The 18,964-nt window shown below is 28.9% G+C and carries 16 protein-coding genes, 1 tRNA gene and 1 other annotated feature; of the genes, 2 read left to right on the plus strand and 15 right to left on the minus strand.

Features of this window, described 5'->3' with window-relative positions; genetic code table 11:
• Positions 1-148 precede the first annotated feature (148 nt).
• The 14 genes from K5V21_RS05365 to ytxC form a co-directional block, all read right to left on the minus strand.
• On the minus strand, positions 149-589 hold the full coding sequence (locus K5V21_RS05365; RefSeq protein WP_221859764.1) for a DUF523 domain-containing protein: 441 nt from the start codon (positions 587-589) through the stop codon (positions 149-151).
• Positions 590-663: 74 nt separating this feature from the next.
• Entirely contained in the window at positions 664-1,614 is a 951-nt protein-coding gene (locus K5V21_RS05370) for a carbohydrate kinase family protein (protein ID WP_221859766.1), read from the minus strand.
• Positions 1,615-1,878: 264 nt separating this feature from the next.
• Positions 1,879-4,239: an endonuclease MutS2 gene (locus K5V21_RS05375; protein WP_221859767.1), complete on the minus strand. Its 2,361-nt coding sequence runs from the start codon at positions 4,237-4,239 to the stop codon at positions 1,879-1,881.
• Positions 4,240-4,242: 3 nt separating this feature from the next.
• Positions 4,243-6,585, minus strand: coding sequence for a U32 family peptidase (locus K5V21_RS05380; protein WP_221859769.1), 2,343 nt, complete (start codon positions 6,583-6,585; stop codon positions 4,243-4,245).
• A gap of 115 nt (positions 6,586-6,700) precedes the next feature.
• Positions 6,701-7,978: a cell division protein ZapA gene (gene zapA / locus K5V21_RS05385; RefSeq protein ID WP_221859771.1), complete on the minus strand. Its 1,278-nt coding sequence runs from the start codon at positions 7,976-7,978 to the stop codon at positions 6,701-6,703.
• A gap of 191 nt (positions 7,979-8,169) precedes the next feature.
• Positions 8,170-10,551 (minus strand): phenylalanine--tRNA ligase subunit beta, encoded by a 2,382-nt coding sequence (gene pheT, locus K5V21_RS05390; RefSeq protein ID WP_221859773.1) that lies wholly within the window; start codon positions 10,549-10,551, stop codon positions 8,170-8,172.
• A 32-nt stretch (positions 10,552-10,583) separates the two neighbouring features.
• On the minus strand, positions 10,584-11,603 hold the full coding sequence (pheS, locus tag K5V21_RS05395; protein ID WP_221859775.1) for a phenylalanine--tRNA ligase subunit alpha: 1,020 nt from the start codon (positions 11,601-11,603) through the stop codon (positions 10,584-10,586).
• A gap of 62 nt (positions 11,604-11,665) precedes the next feature.
• Positions 11,666-11,887, minus strand: a binding site (T-box leader).
• 43 nt (positions 11,888-11,930) lie between these two features.
• Positions 11,931-12,713, minus strand: a complete 783-nt coding sequence (locus K5V21_RS05400; RefSeq protein WP_221859777.1) for a TrmH family RNA methyltransferase — start codon at positions 12,711-12,713, stop codon at positions 11,931-11,933.
• Positions 12,714-12,726: 13 nt separating this feature from the next.
• On the minus strand, positions 12,727-13,395 hold the full coding sequence (locus tag K5V21_RS05405) for a potassium channel family protein (RefSeq protein WP_204594245.1): 669 nt from the start codon (positions 13,393-13,395) through the stop codon (positions 12,727-12,729).
• 12 nt (positions 13,396-13,407) lie between these two features.
• Complete coding sequence (locus tag K5V21_RS05410; RefSeq protein ID WP_221859779.1) at positions 13,408-14,754, minus strand: TrkH family potassium uptake protein; 1,347 nt, start codon at positions 14,752-14,754, stop codon at positions 13,408-13,410.
• Between the two features lie 199 nt (positions 14,755-14,953).
• Positions 14,954-15,313, minus strand: a complete 360-nt coding sequence (gene rplT / locus K5V21_RS05415; RefSeq protein WP_204594247.1) for a 50S ribosomal protein L20 — start codon at positions 15,311-15,313, stop codon at positions 14,954-14,956.
• Between the two features lie 27 nt (positions 15,314-15,340).
• The gene (gene rpmI / locus K5V21_RS05420) at positions 15,341-15,538 is read right to left on the minus strand and encodes a 50S ribosomal protein L35 (RefSeq protein WP_024614980.1); all 198 of its coding nucleotides are present in this window, start codon (positions 15,536-15,538) and stop codon (positions 15,341-15,343) included.
• Positions 15,539-15,560: 22 nt separating this feature from the next.
• Entirely contained in the window at positions 15,561-16,082 is a 522-nt protein-coding gene (gene infC / locus K5V21_RS05425; RefSeq protein ID WP_204594248.1) for a translation initiation factor IF-3, read from the minus strand.
• Between the two features lie 204 nt (positions 16,083-16,286).
• On the minus strand, positions 16,287-17,165 hold the full coding sequence (gene ytxC, locus K5V21_RS05430) for a putative sporulation protein YtxC (protein WP_204594249.1): 879 nt from the start codon (positions 17,163-17,165) through the stop codon (positions 16,287-16,289).
• A 144-nt stretch (positions 17,166-17,309) separates the two neighbouring features.
• Here ytxC and K5V21_RS05435 point away from each other — a divergent pair, with 144 nt between their 5' ends.
• The gene (locus tag K5V21_RS05435) at positions 17,310-18,011 is read left to right on the plus strand and encodes a DUF6873 family GME fold protein (protein ID WP_204594250.1); all 702 of its coding nucleotides are present in this window, start codon (positions 17,310-17,312) and stop codon (positions 18,009-18,011) included.
• Positions 18,012-18,112: 101 nt separating this feature from the next.
• Here the strand turns inward: K5V21_RS05435 and K5V21_RS05440 are convergent, their stop codons facing one another.
• On the minus strand, positions 18,113-18,757 hold the full coding sequence (locus K5V21_RS05440) for an HD domain-containing protein (protein ID WP_221859781.1): 645 nt from the start codon (positions 18,755-18,757) through the stop codon (positions 18,113-18,115).
• A gap of 112 nt (positions 18,758-18,869) precedes the next feature.
• Here K5V21_RS05440 and K5V21_RS05445 point away from each other — a divergent pair.
• Positions 18,870-18,944: transfer RNA gene (locus K5V21_RS05445), tRNA-Cys, on the plus strand.
• Positions 18,945-18,964 lie beyond the last annotated feature (20 nt).

Genomic DNA, 18,964 nt, shown 5'->3' on the forward strand with positions numbered 1-18,964 from the left:
CTTATCATTAATCCTTTATTATAAATCTTTTCTATAACAATTATTATTGCTAGTATATAAATATACTAAACTTTATATGCTAGTGATAATTTATATTTATTTCGTCAATAACTTTAACCTAATTAAACAAATGTATCAAATGATAATATTATAATAAAATATCTTGAATATTATCTTCTGAGAATACTTTTATTCCATTTTTTCTAAATAATTTTGCAGTAAGTCCTTCTCCTTTTATCTTGTTTTTAGAAAATTTACCATCATAAATATAACTACTTCCGCAAGAGGGGCTCCCTTCTTTTAAAATCGCAATATTTGCATTCACTAGTTTTGCAATCTTTAATGATTCTTCTGCACCTTTTTCAAAAAATTCAGTAACGTTTTCGCCAACTTTATTAATTACCAATATTTTTTTATCTCTTTTTGAAATTTCTGCTGGTAATCTTGGTGTAGTCATCCCCCCTAATTGTTCTGGACAAATTAGAACTGCTTTTCCTTCTTTGAATAATTTAACACATTGTTCATTTTCATTATTACCCCCACTATATTTACAATTACATCCACAAAGGCACGCACTAATTACCATCATAAATAACTCCTCCTTATCCTTTATTTATAAAAAAAGGCCAAAGGCTTTATAGCCCTTAGCCGTAAATATATTAATTAATATGTATCTTCTTCCCATTCAATCTTATTTAAATATAATTCTACATATTCATCACTCATCTTAGGATTTATAGTATCCTCATGAGAAATAGTTATAGTTGACATTGCAATTGCATATTTCACTGTATCTTTTAATGATAGATTATTCATATATCCATATCCTACACCTGCAACAAATGAATCTCCTGCTCCTGTAGTATTTTTAACAGTTACATTTTTAGCTTTAATTTTTCCTGTTTCTTCATTATTCATATAATATATACCATCAGCATCTAAACTAATAAATACATTCTCTACTCCTTGAGATAAAAAATAATCTCCAGCCTTATCTAAATCCTCTTTAGTCTTTATCGGAAAACCACAAAGAATTTCTGCTTCATATCTATTTGGTTTTATAGTATGAAAGTATTTAATTAAATGTTTAATTTTTTCTGCTTTGGCTGCTGATACTGGATCTAAAACGAACTTTGTTTTTCCCTTATATGTAGTAAGTATATATTCAAGCATCTCTGCATCGTCAGCATCAAGAATTGTATATTCAGCATTAGAAATTGCTTCTTTCTTTGAATCAATAAAATCAGTATCCATCTCATCTAAGCTTTCCATATCTACAACTGCTGATACCATATCTCCTGTATGGTCTAAAATTGCCATATAAGTTGGAGTACATCCACCTTCAAGAATTAATGATTCCTCCATGTCATACCCAACCATCTTTGAATGTGATAAGATATTCCTACCATTTTCATCATCTCCTATGATTGATATAAATTTAGTATTTACTCCAACCCTTGCAAGGTTTTCAGAAATATTTCTACAAACTCCGCCAAGTGAAATTTTGATATTTCCCGGATTTGAATCTTTGCCTTTATATATGTTTCTAGTAAAGCCTAGTATATCAACAATTGATGCCCCTATAACTAGTATGTATGAATCTTTTTGTGTCATATTATCTCTCCTGTTTCTATTTCCCATTATTATAAAAAAACATACAATTATTATAAGTTACAAAAAGAAAAAAATAAAGAATATTTCTTTAATTTTTTAAAATAGTTAATGTAAAGGTTTATAAATTGTCGTATTATATCCTTTATTTAATATTTCCCTTTAAATTCGGTTAATTAACTTAAAGAGACAGTTTATTTATTTCCAAAATAAGCTGTCTCTTTTTAAATTTGTTAATTATATATTAATTTTGCATGAAAATTTATTTTACTTTAAGATAGCAATTGTTACACCGTCTCCACCTTCACCATAGACTCCTAGCCTATAGCTCTTTACATGAGGATGTCTTTTTAGCATATCATTTATAGCTTTTCTAAGAACTCCAGTTCCTTTTCCATGAACTATAGTTACCTCGCCTAGATTAGCCATATAAGCGTCATCTAAGTACTTATCTGCCCTAAAGCAAGCTTCTTCAGAATCCATCCCTCTTAAATCAACCCTGCTTTCTATATTACTTAAATTCAATTTAACTTCTCTCTTTTTCTTTTCCTTTGCCTTTTTAACCGGCTTATCTAAAGCTCTTAAATCTTTAGCCTTAACACTTATTTTCATTATTCCAGCTTCAACTAGAACTTCTCCCTTGCTATCAGGAAGTGATATTATTATAACATTTTGATTTAGTGATGGAAGATATGCCTCCATTCCTAATTTAATCGCTTCTATACTTTCACCTTTTTGTTCTTTTTGAGAATAAAGTGATTTTTCTTTATTTTCTAGACTTTCTTTAAGCTTCCTTCTCTCTTCCTCAAGTCTATTTCGTCCTCCACTTGAGATACCCATTTTTTCTAGTTCTCTCATAGCCTTTAAAATTTCATCTGCTTCATCCTTAGCATTGGATATTATATCCTTAGCTTCTTTTCTAGCATCCATATATGCCTTATCTCTTGTTTTATCTAACTTTTCAAGTTTTTCTTCATATCTTCTTTTAAGCTTTAATGCATCTTCTTTAGCTAAAATAGCTTCTCTTGCATCTCTTTTTGCTATAATACTCTTTTCTTGAAGCTCCCTTATAAGGTCTTCAAATTGAAGATTATCTTCAGCTATAAAATCTTTAGCCTCTTTTATTACACTTTCGCTAAGACCTAATCTCCTAGATATTTCAAAGGCATTTGATTTACCTGGAACTCCAATTAAAAGTCTATATGTAGGTCTTAAAGTCTTTACATCAAATTCAACAGAAGCATTTTCAACATCTGGAGTTCTAAGTGCATATCCTTTAAGCTCGCTATAGTGGGTTGTAGCTACTACCTTACTTCCTCTTGCTTTTAAGTTTTCAATTATCGCTGCTGCTAGTGCTGCACCCTCTGTAGGGTCAGTACCTGCTCCAAGTTCATCAAATAGCACCAATGACTCTTTAGTTGCTTTACTCATTATATCAACTATATTTGTCATATGTGATGAGAATGTTGAAAGAGATTGTTCAATACTTTGTTCATCTCCAATATCTGCAAATATTTCATTATAAAATGCTATTTTTGAGCCTTCTTTTGCTGGTATTAAAAGTCCACACATACCCATTAAATGTATAAGCCCAATTGTTTTTAATGTTACTGTTTTACCACCAGTATTAGGTCCTGTAATCATTATTACATTATACTCTTCTCCTAAATATATATCTGAAGATATTACGTTTTTAGGGTCTATTAAAGGGTGTCTTGCTGATATCATATCAAAGCTTCCATCTTCACTTACAGTTGGATGCGTTCCATCTATACTTGATGCATAAGATCCCTTTGCAAATATAAAGTCAAGCTCACCTAATATTCTATTGTTACTTTTACATACATCAACATTATTTGAAACTTTATTTGAAAGATCTGCTAATATTCTTTCAATCTCTGCCTTTTCTTTTAACATAAGCTCTTTAATTTCATTATTTAAATTAACTAAGCCCATAGGCTCTATAAATAATGTTGCTCCTGTTGAACTTTGATCATGAACTATACCAGGAACTTGACCCTTATATTCTACCTTAACAGGAAGTACGTATCTATCCCCTCTCATTGTATATAGATTCTCTTGAAGATATTTTGAATAGCTTCTAACTATACTATTTATTTTTTCTCTTACTGAGGAATTTTTTTCTTTTAAATTCCTTCTTATACTTCTAAGAGAAGATGATGCTCTATCACTTACTTCTTCTTCTGATACAATAGCTCTTTCTATTTCCTCTTCGAGCCCTTTTAAAGGTTCCAATATATATGCTAAATCTTCTATTCTTTCAAAAGCTATTTCAGCTTCATCTCTTTCCGTATACTTTTTAAATCTTCTTGAACATCTTAGCATATTTCCTATATTTAAAAGTTGCTCACAAGATAAAACTCCACCTTTACTAGCTCTTTCAATACCTTCACTTACATCATATAATCCCTCAAATGGTGGTGCACCTTTTGTAACTAACATATCTAAAGCTTCTTTTGTTTCTTTTAGCCCAATTTCTACCTCATATTTTGTTTCATAGGGTGCTAGTTTATCTATAAGCTTCTTTCCACCCTGTGTTTTTGAATATCTCTTTAAATTTTCTTTTACTTTTTGAAATTCTAAGACTCTAAATGTTCTTTCATTCATTTTTTATTCTACACCTCTTCTATAATGGCCTTTTGTATAATTTTTATTATCTATAATACTTTTTCCATTAAGTTCATTTATAACTCTTCTTACTTCTTCTCTACTTTCATCAGTAAAATCAAGCCTTAAACATTTAATTCCCATATCCTTCAAATCATCTATTTCTTCTATTAAATTTATTGGAAGAGAATTTAATATATGGCTTCTACAGAATATATCAGTCATTACATTAAATTTTTCATTTACTCTATCAATTAATGTAAATGTATCTCTTTCACAAGCTTTATTGCAATCTTTATTACTGTCTTTAGCTCCAAATGTACTTCCTATTGGACAATATTCACTAATCATCAATTCTGTTTTACCATATATCACCTTAGCAACATTTCCTTTAAATCCTTTTAATGAAGCTTTCATCTCTTTTCTATTAAGTTCTTCACTAATAGTTAATATATCCATATCTTCTTTATAGAATTCTAATGTATCTTTATTAAATATATTTAATTTATAATCACCAACAATAAATAACTCATTTTTATATTTATTTATTATTCCAATATTAGATGTAAGTAGTCCCTTTATATATGGTTTGCACTCTTCTATAATCTTCACTATTGTTTTAAATTCACCCTTTATTATATTAGGTAATCTAAGTATTAAGTTACATCCTTTGCTATATGCCTTAAGATCATTTACCCTTATTCCATTTTTATGTCTATTAAATATGTCCACTGCAATATACTCAAAATCATTTTTTAATTCTTCAAATTGATCTTTTAATATTACTTTCGGTAATACATCTATATTTTGGCTATTTCTATCATTTGATATAAATTCCTTTTCATTTCCATATCTTTTTCTTCTATACTTTGAACATTCTTTTTTTATTATTTGCTCAAATAGCTCTCTTCTAAGTTCATTTAACTCACCAATTCTCATGAATCCATCTTCAAATGATGAAAACTCTATTTTATTAAATCTATATGGATATTCACCTGACTTAAATAAAGCCTTTTCTATTCTCGCTTTATCTAAAGGTTTATTTGACGCTGCTTCTACAACACTGCCAGAAACCTCGTAATAATCATCTCCAAATAAAGTTCCAAGCTTAACTTCCTCATTTATTTTAAAATGAATATATCCTGTTAATTCAATTTTTCTTCCATAAGGTTTTATTCCTTCACTAAGCTCTGCAGTTAGTTTTTTATCAGACATCTTATAAAGATAATCTCCCTTTTTATATCCGATTGGGAATAATTTCACCCTATCTCCCTTTACTGCTTCTTTTACTTCATTTTTATTTTTTATGATCTTACTAGCTGTGAATCCACCATCATTAACTCTGACTCCATCACCTAAACCAATCTTCTCTTCTAATAACACTTCCCCATTTTCTAATACTTTTCCAAGTAATACGCCTGTATTTTTAGGGAAATTATAGCTCATCATATCTCTTCCAGCATTTTTATTTAAATATGCCTTTGAGAAACCTTCTCTATTAAATAATTGAAGTAGTTCTCCCTTACCTTTTTTAACATCGAATTCGTAATTATATATTTCTTTGTCTACAGCTTTTCTATAATTTCTAACTACACCTGCTACATATTCAGGTCTCTTCATTCTTCCTTCTATTTTTAATGAGTATGTACCACTATCTATTATACTTTTTACATCTTCTATAGTACAAATATCCTTTGGTGATAAAAGATATCCTCTCTTCTCTCCGCCTTTTTGTGATTTTAATGTGTATTCCATTCTGCAAGGCTGTGCACATCTTCCTCTGTTACCACTTCTACCTCCGATCATTGAACTCATTAAACATTGTCCTGAATAACATACACAAAGTGCTCCATGTACAAACATTTCTGTTTCAATTTTCAAATCAGTTGATATATGCTTTATTTCTTCAAAAGTTAATTCTCTTGATAAAACTATTCTATGAAAGCCTTTTTCTTTAAAATACATGGCTCCTTCACCATTATGAATAGTCATTTGCGTTGAAGCATGAAGTTCAAAGTCATTATATTTTTCTTTAATTACTTTAAATAATCCTAAATCTTGAATTATAAGAGCATCCACTCCTATTTCATAAAGATATCCTGCATACTTTAATGCTTTAGGGAGTTCTTCTTCCTTTAATAAAGTATTCATTGTCACATAAACTTTCACACCATAGCTATGTGCATAATCTATTGCTTTTTTCATATTTTCATTATCAAAATTTGAAGCATAAGCTCTTGCCGAAAACTTATCTCCACCTAAATATATAGCATCTGCACCATTATTAATTGCAGCATAAAGACTTTCCATACTTCCAGCAGGTGCTAGAACCTCTATTTTTTCCATTTACATCTCTCCTATAAACTTAACCATTTGTTCTTTTCCATATCACTTTAGTTTAACCTATTACTTAGTAAAAATAAAGTACTGAGTAAATGTAAAATTACTCAGTACAAAAACTTTACCTTCTCTTTAGTAACACTGGTTGATTCTCTGCTTTAGCCTTAGTAAGTTCAATTTGAGCATCTAATAACTTCTTTTCTAAATCAAGAACTTTATACTTACTACTTTGAAGCTCTGTTCTTGTAGCTTTACCAGCTTCGATTAATGTCTTTCTATCATTTTCAAACTTAACTGTCTTTTCCTTTAATTCATCTAATATTTCTTTTTTATCTTTAACTTCTTCTTTTAATAAATCTATTTCTTCTTGAAGAGAATTTATTTCTAAATCTTTTTCTTCCTTTAAATTCTCTATATTCTGTATATTCTTTTCATTCTTAGTTTTTTCTTCTTTCATTCTACCTTTAAGTTCTTCATATTCTGATTGAAGTTTATTTAAATTAGCACTTTTTTCATCTAAATTATTTTTAGCATCCTCGTACCTAATCTCATATTCATTTATCGTGTACTCATTATTCTTAATTTCATCTTTAAACTCTTTTATTTTACTTCTAAGCATATCCATCTCAACTTGAAGAGAATCTCTATTAGTCTTTATTCTTTCAAGATCTTTAAGAATGCCTTCTCTTTCTCGTTTTACATCTTCAACTTCTTTTAATAAAACTTTATTCTTAAATAAACTACTATCAATTTCTTTCTTACTGCTTATATTCTCAGTTTCTAGTTTATTTATTTTTTTATTTAAAACTTTTTCAATATTTTCTTTTTCATTTAATGTATTTTTTAACTTATTATTTATCTCATTATTTTTATTTATTAAAGATACATTATCATTTTTAATTTTATTATTTTCTTCTTTTAATTTTGATATTTCAACTTCTTTACTCTTTATATTATTTATAAAATTAGAAATATCAGACTTTAATTTATTTCTATCTTCTTTAATCTCATTAAGTTCTTTTAATAATGCTTCCCGATCATCCTTTAATCTATTTATTGCACTGTCTTTACTCTCTTTAAGATTAATGTTTTCTTCTTTTAATCTTGTTATATTACTCTTTAATTCCTCAATAGTTTTAAAAAGAGTCCCTTTTTCATTTTCTATATTATTTTTTATACTTACTAAATTCTTAATCTCATTATCTGATTTATATAATTCATCTGTAATATTTACAGCTGCAAGTACTGATGCTTGTGATATACTAAGCATAGGGTTTTTACCTAATATTTCTTTTATTCTCTCATCTACATATGAAGCAATATCTCTTAAATAATCTTCACTCTCTTTTCCCTTTAGGTTATAATCTACACCATTTATGTTAACTGTAATTCTTATCATACTACTCCACCTCTTAAAATATAATAATTCCTCTTATACTAATTATATTGGATATTTAAGGATTGCACAATTATGTAAAGTGAAAAGGTAATTAATTTTTAATAATTTTTATGATATAAAAAGGGTTAGTCACAAAATGTGATTAACCCTTTTAATTTTCGTCATTTTATTAATTATATTAAGACATTTTTCTATCTTAATATTGCTCCTAGTTTATGCTCAAGAGCTCTTAATATTTTATCATGAACCTTATTTACTTCTTTATCAGTTAAAGTTTTTGATTCATTTCTATAAACTATAGCATAAGCAATACTCTTTTTACCTTCTTCAACTTGCTCACCTCTATATATATCGAAAAGTTCTACCTTTTCAACAATATTGCCCCCAGCTCTTCTTATTGTATCCTCAATATCTTGAACTAATATTGCTTCTTCAACTAAAAGAGCAATATCTCTTGTAACTGCTGGAAATTTAGGTAATACTTTATACTTTCTTTCAAGTTCAGCATTATCATATACAGCATCTAAATTTATTTCTGCTACAAAACATGGAACTTCTATTCCAAAGTTTTCATTAACATCAGGGTGCACTTCTCCAAATACTCCTGCTTCTGTCTTTCTTCCAACAATAAGTTTTGCAGTTTTTCCTGGATGGAAGCTTGGATTTTCAGATTCTCTTAAGAACTTAACTCCTTTAACCCCTAAACCATCAATTAAATTTTCAACTATTCCCTTTAGATTTAAATAATCAACATCTCCATAAATACCAACAGTTAGTATATTCTTTTCTATTGGGAGTTCTGTAGGATCTTCTGAAGGAATATATACTTTACCTATTTCAAAAAGATATGCTTCGCTATTATTTCTTGAATAGTTTCTCGCAAGTGATTCCATCATTGAAGCTAAAGTAGTTGTTCGCATTACACTATAATCTTCTCCTAAAGGATTCTTTATAGTAACTACACGTCTTAAATCACTATCTTCTGGTAAAACTATTTTGTCAAAAGCTTTTGGAGATATGAATGAGTAACTAATAGATTGATTTAATCCACTTGCTGTCATTATCTCAACAACTTTATCATCCAATATTTCTTTTCTATATTTTGGCTCTCTCTCTGTTTGAACCTTAAATATAGTACCTTCAATATTATTATATCCGTATATTCTTGCAACTTCTTCAGCTATATCTTCCTTAATTGCAATATCTATTCTAAATGTTGGGATAGTTATATCTAAATTATCCCCATTTATTTCAGTATTTAAATCTACTGAGTTTAAACATCTTTTCATTTCCTCTTTTGATATGTTTGTTCCTAGGAATTTATTAATCCACTTTGAATCAACTGATATACTTGAAACTTCTTTAACTTCGTTATATACATCAATTGTTCCTTCCATAACCTCTCCACAACCTAATTCACAAACAAGAGCACAAGCTCTATTTAAAGCAAGTTCTGCTAAATTTGGATCAATATCTTTTTCAAATCTTGAGGAACTTTCAGTTCTGATTCCAAGTTTTTTAGAATTTACTCTTATATTAGTTCCTTCAAAATTTGCACATTCAAATATTATTTCAGTTGTATCTTCTTTAACTTCTGAGTTTTGTCCTCCCATTATTCCAGCAAGAGCTACAGGTCTTTCTCCATCTTTAATACATAAAACTGTATCATCTAATTCTCTTTCTGAATCATCTAAAGTTATAAACTTCTCTCCATTTAAAGCTTTTTCAACAACTATAGTGTTCGTTTTAATTTCTCTTTTATCAAATGCATGCATAGGTTCTCCTATTTCAAGCATTACAAAATTAGTTATATCAACTATATTATTTATAGGTCTAACACCAGCTTCTAAAAGTCTATCTTGCATCCACTTAGGTGATGGTCCTATCTTTACATTTTTAACGCCTCTTGCCATATATCTTCTACATAAAGAGTCCTTAACTTCAACTGTTAATTCATCATTTATATTTATATTTGAAGTAGTTTTATACTCCATATTTGGCATCTTATATGTTGTTCTAAGAGTTGCAGCTGTTTCTCTTGCCATTCCTACCATACTTAAGCAATCTGGTCTATTTGATGTAATATCAAAATCTAAAGTTTCTTTCTTAAGTCCTAAATATTCTTTAATTTCAACACCTAAAGGAGCATCTGATGGAAGAATCATAAGTCCATCAACTTCATCTTCCCCCTTAAGTCCAAGTTCAGCTTCTGAGCAGAACATACCATTAGAAACAATCCCTCTAAGTTTTCCCTTTTTAATTTCTGTTCCATCTGCTAATGTTGATTTGTGAAGGGCAACCGGTACAATATCTCCAACCTTCATGTTTGTTGCAGCAGTTACTATTTGAAGATCTTCATCTTCTCCAATATCAACAAGACATACGTTTAGTTTTTCTGCATCTGGATGTTTTTCAATAGACTTAAACTTACAAGTAACAACTCTATTTATAAGATCTCCTTGAACTATTATTCCTTCTAATGCTGATCCTGTAAGAGTTAATAAATCTCCAAGTTCTGTAGCATTTACATTTATATCAACATAATCATTTAACCAACTATATGGTACTTTCATTTTCTTACCTCCTGTTTTTAAACTAAAATATTTTAGAATTGATCTAAAAATCTCATATCACTTTCGTATAATAATCTTATATCATCTATACCATACTTAAGCATAACCATTCTATCAACACCAAATCCGAATGCAAATCCTGAATATTCTTCTGGATCTATGTTACAATTTCTAAGTACTTGAGGATGAACCATACCGCAACCTAATATTTCAATCCAGCCGCTTCCTTTACACACTTTACATCCTTTACCTCCACAAACAAAGCATGTTGCATCCATTTCTGCTGAAGGTTCTGTAAATGGGAAATGGTGAGGTCTAAATTTAGTTTTAACTTTATTTCCAAACATCTTCTTTGCAAATAATTCTAGTGTTCCTTTAAGATCTGCAAATGTAACACCTTTATCAATTACTAACCCTTCCATTTGATAGAATATAGGTGAATGTGTTGCATCAACATCATCTGATCTATAAACTTTTCCTGGTGAGATCATCTTAATTGGTGGCTTTTGATTTTCCATAGTTCTAACTTGAACTGGAGAAGTTTGAGTTCTTAAAACAAGATTATCATTTATGTAGAATGTATCTTGCTCACTTCTAGCTGGATGATCCTTTGGTATATTTAAAGCTTCAAAGTTATATTTATCAAGTTCTATCTCTGGACCTTCTTCAATAGTGAATCCCATTGAAACAAATATATCTTTCATACTTTCAAGAGTTAAGTCTAATGGATGTCTCTTTCCTAATCTGTTCTTCTTTCCTGGAAGAGAAATATCTATTACCTCATTAGCTAACTTTTCATTCTTTTCTTTATTCTTTATTTCCTTGGAAATATTTTCTATTTTTCCTTCTAAAGTAGCCTTTACTTCGTTGACCATCTTACCTACTAAAGGTCTTTCTTCTTTTGATACATCTTTCATACCTCTAAGTATAGTTGTAAGTTCTCCTTTTTTACCAAGGTACTTTACTCTTATTTCTTCAATTTCTGAAGAAGTCTTAGCATTTGTTATTTCTTTTAATGCTACTTCTTGAATATTTTTTAATTGTTCTTGCATATTCAAATTCTCCTTTCTTAACAATTCCAAATTAATTTTACATAAAAAAAACCGCCCCTATAACAAGGGACGGATTATCCGCGTTACCACCCTAATTGGTCTAATACAAAAATAAATAGACCCAACTCGTAAATTTAACGATTTTACCCGCTAACTACTACTTAAATTCATAGTTAGAACTCCCAAGTGAACTTCAATATAACGTTTTTAAAACAGCTTACAGTCTATGGCCATTTCTCCCTAAAAAAACTAATTATACCTACTCTCTTGATCAACGCTTTATTAATTTAAAATTATACTTTAGATTATACATATTATTTTCTAAAATTACAATAGTCTTCTTATTTGTCTAACTCTTTCATAAAGAATTATAGAAGTGGCTACTCCTACATTTAATGATTCCGCTCCTCCTGGCATAGGTATTTTTACCTTTTTATCTGATATATTATAAATTTCATCGGATACTCCGTTACCTTCATTCCCTACTGTTATAACTATCTTACCAGTTAAATCTTCATCAAAAAAGTCATTTTTCCCTTCTAATGAAGTAGCTACTAATGAAAATCCTCTTTCTTTTAAATCATTAATTATACTAAAATCATCGTCTTGTATTATTGGTATATAAAACATAGATCCCATTGTAGATCTTATTGTTTTATCATTATATATATCAACTGTACCTTTTGTTAATATAATCCCATCAATCCCAGCTGCATGTGCCGTTCTTATTATAGTTCCAAGATTACCAGGGTCTTGAACTTTATCACATAGTAGATAAAACTCACCATTTAATAATTTATCATTGCTATCCATTAAGACTACTGCAAGAATTCCTTGTGGATTTTCTGTTCCACAAATCTCTAAAAACAAACTTCTATTTAACTTAAATATTTTACCACTATAATTATATTTTTCTATAAGCTCTGTTATCTTACTCTCTAATTCATCAAAACAAAATATAGTTTCTATATTAGCTCCAGCTTTAAGGGCTTCCTCTACTAATCTAAAACCTTCTATTAAATATTTTTTTTGTTTGTTTCTATTTCTTCTATCTTTTAATTTTTTTGTTTCTTTATATATAGCGTTATCTTTACTTTCTATATAAATCAAATTCTGCACCTCATTAGTTAAATTTAACTATCATACCTTCTAACTTGCTTAAGTCTTCAGCAGAACCTATCGCAACAAATATATCTTTACCTTCAACTATGAAATCTGCTGGAGGAGAAAGGTTTATCTCATCATCTCTCTTTATAGCCATAACGTTAATTCCATATTTACTTCTAAGCTTTAATTCACTTATAGTCTTATTCTGCCATTCTTCCGGTGCTTCTATTTCCATAATACTGTAATCTGGTGATAATTCAATAAAGTCTAAAATACTTTCTGAAACTAAATTATGGGCTACTCTAACTCCCATATCTTTTTCAGGTAATATTACTCTATCTGCACCTATCTTATATAATACTTTTGCATGTAAATCACTATTTCCCTTAGCAATTATATATTTAACACCAAGTTCTTTAACTAAAAGTGTAACCATAACACTAGCCTGTATATTAGATCCAATAGTTACAACTGCAACATCAAAGTTTCTAAGTCCTAAAGTTCTAAGTGCACCCTCATCTGTTGCATCCATTTGAACTGCATGAGTAACTTTATCAGATATATCCTGAATTAAATCCTCATCCTTATCTATAACAAGAACATCATTTCCAAGTCCATAAAGAGTTTCAGCTACTGATGATCCGAATCTTCCAAGACCTATAATTACAAATTGCTTCTTTACCATTTAATTCATCCCCTAACCAATTAAAATCTTTCCTTCTGGATATTTATGTGTCTGTTTTTTCTTATTTCTTAAAAATGCTAAAGCTACAGTCATAGGTCCAACTCTACCACAATACATTGTTATCATTATTATTATTTTTCCTGCTGTGCTTAATCTTTGAGTAACTCCAGTTGTAAGTCCAACTGTACCAAAGGCCGATGTTGCTTCATAAAGTATATTTATAAATGATTCATTTGGATCCGTAATAGATAATAACATAGAGACCCCTATAACAAGAGCCATACCTATTATTAAAAGAGCAAATGATTTATAAACTAACTCTTTTGAAAATCTTCTACCAAAAACTTGTGTATCTTCTCTACCTCTTATAACTGATATAACAGTTAAAATAACTATACCAAATGTTGCTGTCTTAAGTCCACCTGCTGTTGATCCTGGTGATCCACCAATAAACATTAATATTATAGTTAGGAACTTTCCTGAATTCGTCATCCCATCTGTAGATACGCTATTAAATCCAGCAGTTCTTGGTGACGCTGAAGCAAAATAAGAATTAAGTATCTTATCTCCGAATCCCATATTTCCTATAGTTTGAGGGTTATTCATTTCAAATAGATACATTAATATAGTTCCACCAATTAATAGTACCACTGTAATTAATATTACTATCTTTGAATGTACAGATAACTTCCTAAGACCTCTGTAATTATATAATTCAAGCCATACAGTAAAACCAAGTCCACCTATTATAATTAAACTACTTATAGTAAGTAATACTACAGCATTACTTGAATATGCAGTAACTGAGCTAAATCCTCCAAACAAATCAAAACCTGCATTACAGAAAGCTGATATTGAATGGAATATACTAAAATAGACTCCTTTTAGAAATCCAAATTGCGGAATAAATTGCGTAGATAATAAAAGCGCTCCAAAAAATTGCACTGAAAAGGTAAAACCTAAGACATACCTTACCATTCTAACTAATCCTTGAATATTAAATGTATTCATAGCCTCTTGCATAAGTAATCTATCTCTTAGGGTTATCTTTTTGCCCAACAATACCGCTATAAAAGTTGCAAAAGACATAAATCCAAGTCCCCCAACTTCAATAAGAAGCATTATAACTATCTGACCAAATTCATTCCAATGTGTTCCCGTATCCAAAGTTACAAGACCTGTTACACATACAGCCGAAGTTGAAGTAAATAACGCATCTAAAAAATTTGTGCTCTCCCCATTTGCTGATGAAATTGGTAAGCTTAAAAGTATCCCTCCTATAAGGATAACTATTATAAATCCTAGTGCTAATATTTGTACTCCACTTAATCTTAATTTTTTTATTGAAAATTTTTTCATTTAATCACCTCAACGGTTTGTATCTAATGATATCTAATATTTATTATAAACAATCTAATATAAAATATTAGCAACTAAATTTTACTATCTACTTGTTAAAGTATTATTATATCTATATTAACATTCTATAAACATGAAACATTTCCCTTTATTTTTTCTGTATATATAAAGAAAATGCGACCTAAGTCGCATTTTTAAATTAAGCGTTTATATGTTTTTTAGCTACTTCAACTAATTCAGCAAATGCCTTTGGATCATTTATAGCGATCTCTGATAACATTTTTCTGTTTATGTCTATTTCAGCTAACTTCATTCCATTCATGAATCTTGAGTATGAAAGACCATTCATTCTTGTAGCTGCATTTATTCTAGCTATCCATAATCTTCTATAATCTCTTTTCTTTAATCTTCTACCAACATAAGCATTTCTTAATGCTCTGATAACTGATTCATTAGCTGTCTTAAATAACTTGCTCTTTCCACCGTAGTATCCTTTTGCAAGCTTTAATACTTTTTTATGATTCTTACGAGCGTTAACTGCTCTTTTAACTCTTGCCATTTAACAAAACCTCCTGCGTCCAAACTCTTATAGGTATGGTAATAATTTCTTGATTACTTTTTCTTGTGCTACTGATACGTATCCACCTTTTCTAAGTTTTCTCTTAGTCTTTGAACTTTTCTTAGTTAAGATGTGGCTTCTGAAAGCTTTAGCTCTCTTAAGTTTTCCTGTACCTGTCTTTCTAAATCTCTTTGCTGCACCTCTATGTGTCTTCATTTTTGGCATGATAAAATCCTCCTCTCAAAAGTTATGCCTTTTTTGGGCCTAAAATCATAGTCATGTTTCTTCCTTCTCTCTTAGCTGGCTTTTCCATGATACAAACATCATCAAGCTTTCCTAAGAAATTATCAAGAATCTTTTGGGCGATATCGCCTAATTGCATTTCTCTTCCTCTGAATCTTACAGTGACTTTAACTTTATCTCCATCTAATAGGAACTTCCTTGCTTTTTTAGCTTTAATTGCAATATCATTTTCTTCAATAGTAAGACTTACTCTGATTTCTTTGATATTAATAACTTTTTGTTTCTTCTTAGCTTCTTTTTCTTTTTTTGATTGCTCATATATGAACTTACCTAAGTCCATAATTTTGCAAACTGGTGGCTTAGCATTTGGTGATATCATCACTAAATCTAATTCACTCTCTTCTGCCATGTTAAGGGCTTCTTTAGTTGGTAATATACCAAGTTGCTCTCCATCTTTAGAGATTACTCTTATTTCTCTATCTCTAATCTTTTCGTTAATTATATAATTTTTACTAATAGCTTCCACCTCCGGGTTTTAACATTTAAATATACATATAAATAAAGGACGGCATAAAGCCGTCCTGTTTAATCAATAATCAAATTCATTAAATAAACTAAACCTTACTAACAACTTTCCACGAAGCGTTGCAGGTGAGAAACGGCTGTTTCTTCTTTACATGAGTTATTTTACTATTTTTATTTATCTTTGTCAACACTTTTCTTTAGAATTCTACAACAAATTATTAACTTCATATTCATTAACAAATTCTACTCGTTCGCCAAAGACATTTATTATTGTATCAATGAATTCTTTATTTGTACAGTATTTTTTTCTATAAATTTTAATTTTTTTCGGAGCATTAGTTATAAGCCCACTTATTATTACATCTTCTATACTTGCATCCACGCCTAATTTACAATCAGTTAACTCATTCATAAACTCATCAAAAAGATCATTATTATTTTCATCTACTACATTATATCCACCATCTTTATGGATTATAATATCGACCCTTTCAACTTTACTATCTTGTATATCTACAAAATACTTTAGTAATTTTATAAATTCTCTATATTCCTTTTCTACCATATACTTCTCTACTACTTTATCTATAACTCTTTCTATATCATCTCTTAGTTCTCTCATTCTAAATGTTATAAACCCATTTATATTAAGCTCATTCTTTTCTTCTAAGCATTTCTTTATTTTTGAAACTATTTTATTTATCTTATTTTCACAATACACACTAGTTTCATCCTTAATGCCTCTTCGTCTATATAACGTATCCATAATATTTTTTTCAACTTCTAATATTTCATCTTGTTTTAAGAAAAAGTAAGTATCTGTTAAAAACTCAAATAATTCTTTTTCTTTATAGTTTTTAATTACTATTCCATATAATACTTCACTTATATATATTTTAATTTTTTCAAAAACTTCATCACTATAACACTCTTCATCACACATAACTTTTACAAGATGAGTCTTACCTTCAATCTTTTCAACTAAACCTATTACTATTTCTTTATTTTTTAGTAGGGTTTTCAATTCTTGCAACTCTTTTATAAAGTCTAATTCTCCCATATACGCTAACTTCAGTACAAGCATAGATTTCACTCCCTTCTTAGTAATAGTATGTATTAAATGTAACCCACCTATACTACTAATCATTTTGTAAAACTTCCTAGTTTTATTGATTTTTTAGCATATTAGTAGTAATTTAAGTATATATTTATATTTAGGAGGGCATTTATGTATTCTTTTGTTGACTATAGGACAACTGACATTGAAATATTAAACTTAAAAAGACAAGGAGTTCAACCTATAAAGGTACCAAAGTCCATACTCCTTTATGACGCTATTGATGGACATGTAGATATTCAATTAAATATCTTAGATAAAAAAAGTAAAACAATAATAGTTCATAAAAATATTGAAGAATCTTTTTTAAATAAATTGAAATTTTTTTCAATTAATTTCATTCTTTCTAAAAATTCATTAAATAGTAAATATCCTAATGATATAATTTTAAACGCTTTAATAACTGATAATTTTCTAATGCATAACCTTAAATATACAGATAAAAATATATTAGAAAATTGCACCATGAAAAAGCTACTAAACGTAACTCAAGGATATACAAAATGTTCAGTTTTAAACATTTATGATAAAGCTTTCATAACATCTGATAAAATAATATATAATACTTTAATAGAAGAAAATTATGATGTTCTATTAATTCCACCTGGTGATATTATCCTTGAAGGACTAGATTACGGTTTTATAGGTGGAACAGGTGGCATGATCGGAGATAGTAAAATAGCTTTTTTCGGTAATTTAAAACATTATAAATATGGTTCGCAAGTTATATCATTCTTAAAAAAGCATAATATTAAACCTGTTTATTTATCAGATTCTAAGCTAATAGATAGGGGTAGCATATTAACTCTATAAGCTTCTCTATATAGTACGTTCTCATATTTAAAATGTTTCAATTTTGAATAATAAAAGCTATATTTTTTTTATTTTTATAGCTTTTTTTATTTTTAAATAACCTACTTAATAAAATTTAAATTTTTAGTCCCATTCTCTCTATATTTTTCTAAGAACTCATGCATGCTTGCAATTATATCTAGTTTATCCTCTTTATCTAATCCACCTCTACCTAATCTATCACATAAAAACACTAATGTAATATCATTAACATCTACTGTTTTTGCCATTTCCTCTTCATTTCCAAATGGTAATTTTTTTGTTATATATAAAAAATGCATATGATATTTTATTAAATTTTGAACTTTTTTTATAAAAATTTCATCAGTAAATCCTATACCTTTAAGAAATAAATAGCTTTCATCATAACCTACATTATCATGATTGTAAGAAGTCCATCTTCCTTTTCTAAGCTTAGTAGTTTTTATCTTACCTATATCGTGTAAAAGGGCAGCCCACATAAATGCTTTTTTATCATTTGCATACTCTCTATAATGAGCTGCATTATCCACTACCATCATAGTATGATTCCATACATTTCCTTCAGGATGATGTTTTTCTGATTGCGGGATATCATATAATTTTTTAAGTTCATTAAGTGGTTCTTCGTTGAGTTTTTCCTCTCTGAATAATTCATTAAAATATTCAGATGGTTTTTTATCATAAAGCAAACTATGTTCAATATGTTTTATTTTTAATTTAGGCATTTAAACTCTACTCCTTTCACCAAAACTATTTTAACCATTTTTATAGAAAAAATGTATATTACTAAAAAATTTTGTAATCTTTTTTTCAAAACCGAATATACTATAACTATAAGGCGCTGTAGCCAAGTGGTAAGGCAGAGGTCTGCAAAACCTTTATTCCCCAGTTCAAATCTGGGTGGCGCCTCCAAACAAAAAAAGATGAGAGCT

It is taken from the genome of Clostridium sardiniense (assembly GCF_019753795.1).
GTDB classification, from domain to species: Bacteria; Bacillota; Clostridia; order Clostridiales; family Clostridiaceae; genus Clostridium; species Clostridium sardiniense.

Bases quoted from the DNA above. Each gene is read 5' to 3' on its own strand.
- K5V21_RS05365 (WP_221859764.1), bottom strand. From the start codon at position 589: ATGATGGTAATTAGTGCGTGCCTTTGTGGATGTAATTGTAAATATAGT.
- K5V21_RS05370 (WP_221859766.1), bottom strand. From the start codon at position 1,614: ATGACACAAAAAGATTCATACATACTAGTTATAGGGGCATCAATTGTT.
- K5V21_RS05375 (WP_221859767.1), bottom strand. From the start codon at position 4,239: ATGAATGAAAGAACATTTAGAGTCTTAGAATTTCAAAAAGTAAAAGAA.
- K5V21_RS05380 (WP_221859769.1), bottom strand. From the start codon at position 6,585: ATGGAAAAAATAGAGGTTCTAGCACCTGCTGGAAGTATGGAAAGTCTT.
- zapA (WP_221859771.1), bottom strand. From the start codon at position 7,978: ATGATAAGAATTACAGTTAACATAAATGGTGTAGATTATAACCTAAAG.
- pheT (WP_221859773.1), bottom strand. From the start codon at position 10,551: ATGAAAGTACCATATAGTTGGTTAAATGATTATGTTGATATAAATGTA.
- pheS (WP_221859775.1), bottom strand. From the start codon at position 11,603: ATGCAAGAACAATTAAAAAATATTCAAGAAGTAGCATTAAAAGAAATA.
- K5V21_RS05405 (WP_204594245.1), bottom strand. From the start codon at position 13,395: ATGGTAAAGAAGCAATTTGTAATTATAGGTCTTGGAAGATTCGGATCA.
- K5V21_RS05410 (WP_221859779.1), bottom strand. From the start codon at position 14,754: ATGAAAAAATTTTCAATAAAAAAATTAAGATTAAGTGGAGTACAAATA.
- rplT (WP_204594247.1), bottom strand. From the start codon at position 15,313: ATGGCAAGAGTTAAAAGAGCAGTTAACGCTCGTAAGAATCATAAAAAA.
- rpmI (WP_024614980.1), bottom strand. From the start codon at position 15,538: ATGCCAAAAATGAAGACACATAGAGGTGCAGCAAAGAGATTTAGAAAG.
- ytxC (WP_204594249.1), bottom strand. From the start codon at position 17,165: ATGCTTGTACTGAAGTTAGCGTATATGGGAGAATTAGACTTTATAAAA.
- K5V21_RS05435 (WP_204594250.1), top strand. From the start codon at position 17,310: ATGTATTCTTTTGTTGACTATAGGACAACTGACATTGAAATATTAAAC.
- K5V21_RS05440 (WP_221859781.1), bottom strand. From the start codon at position 18,757: ATGCCTAAATTAAAAATAAAACATATTGAACATAGTTTGCTTTATGAT.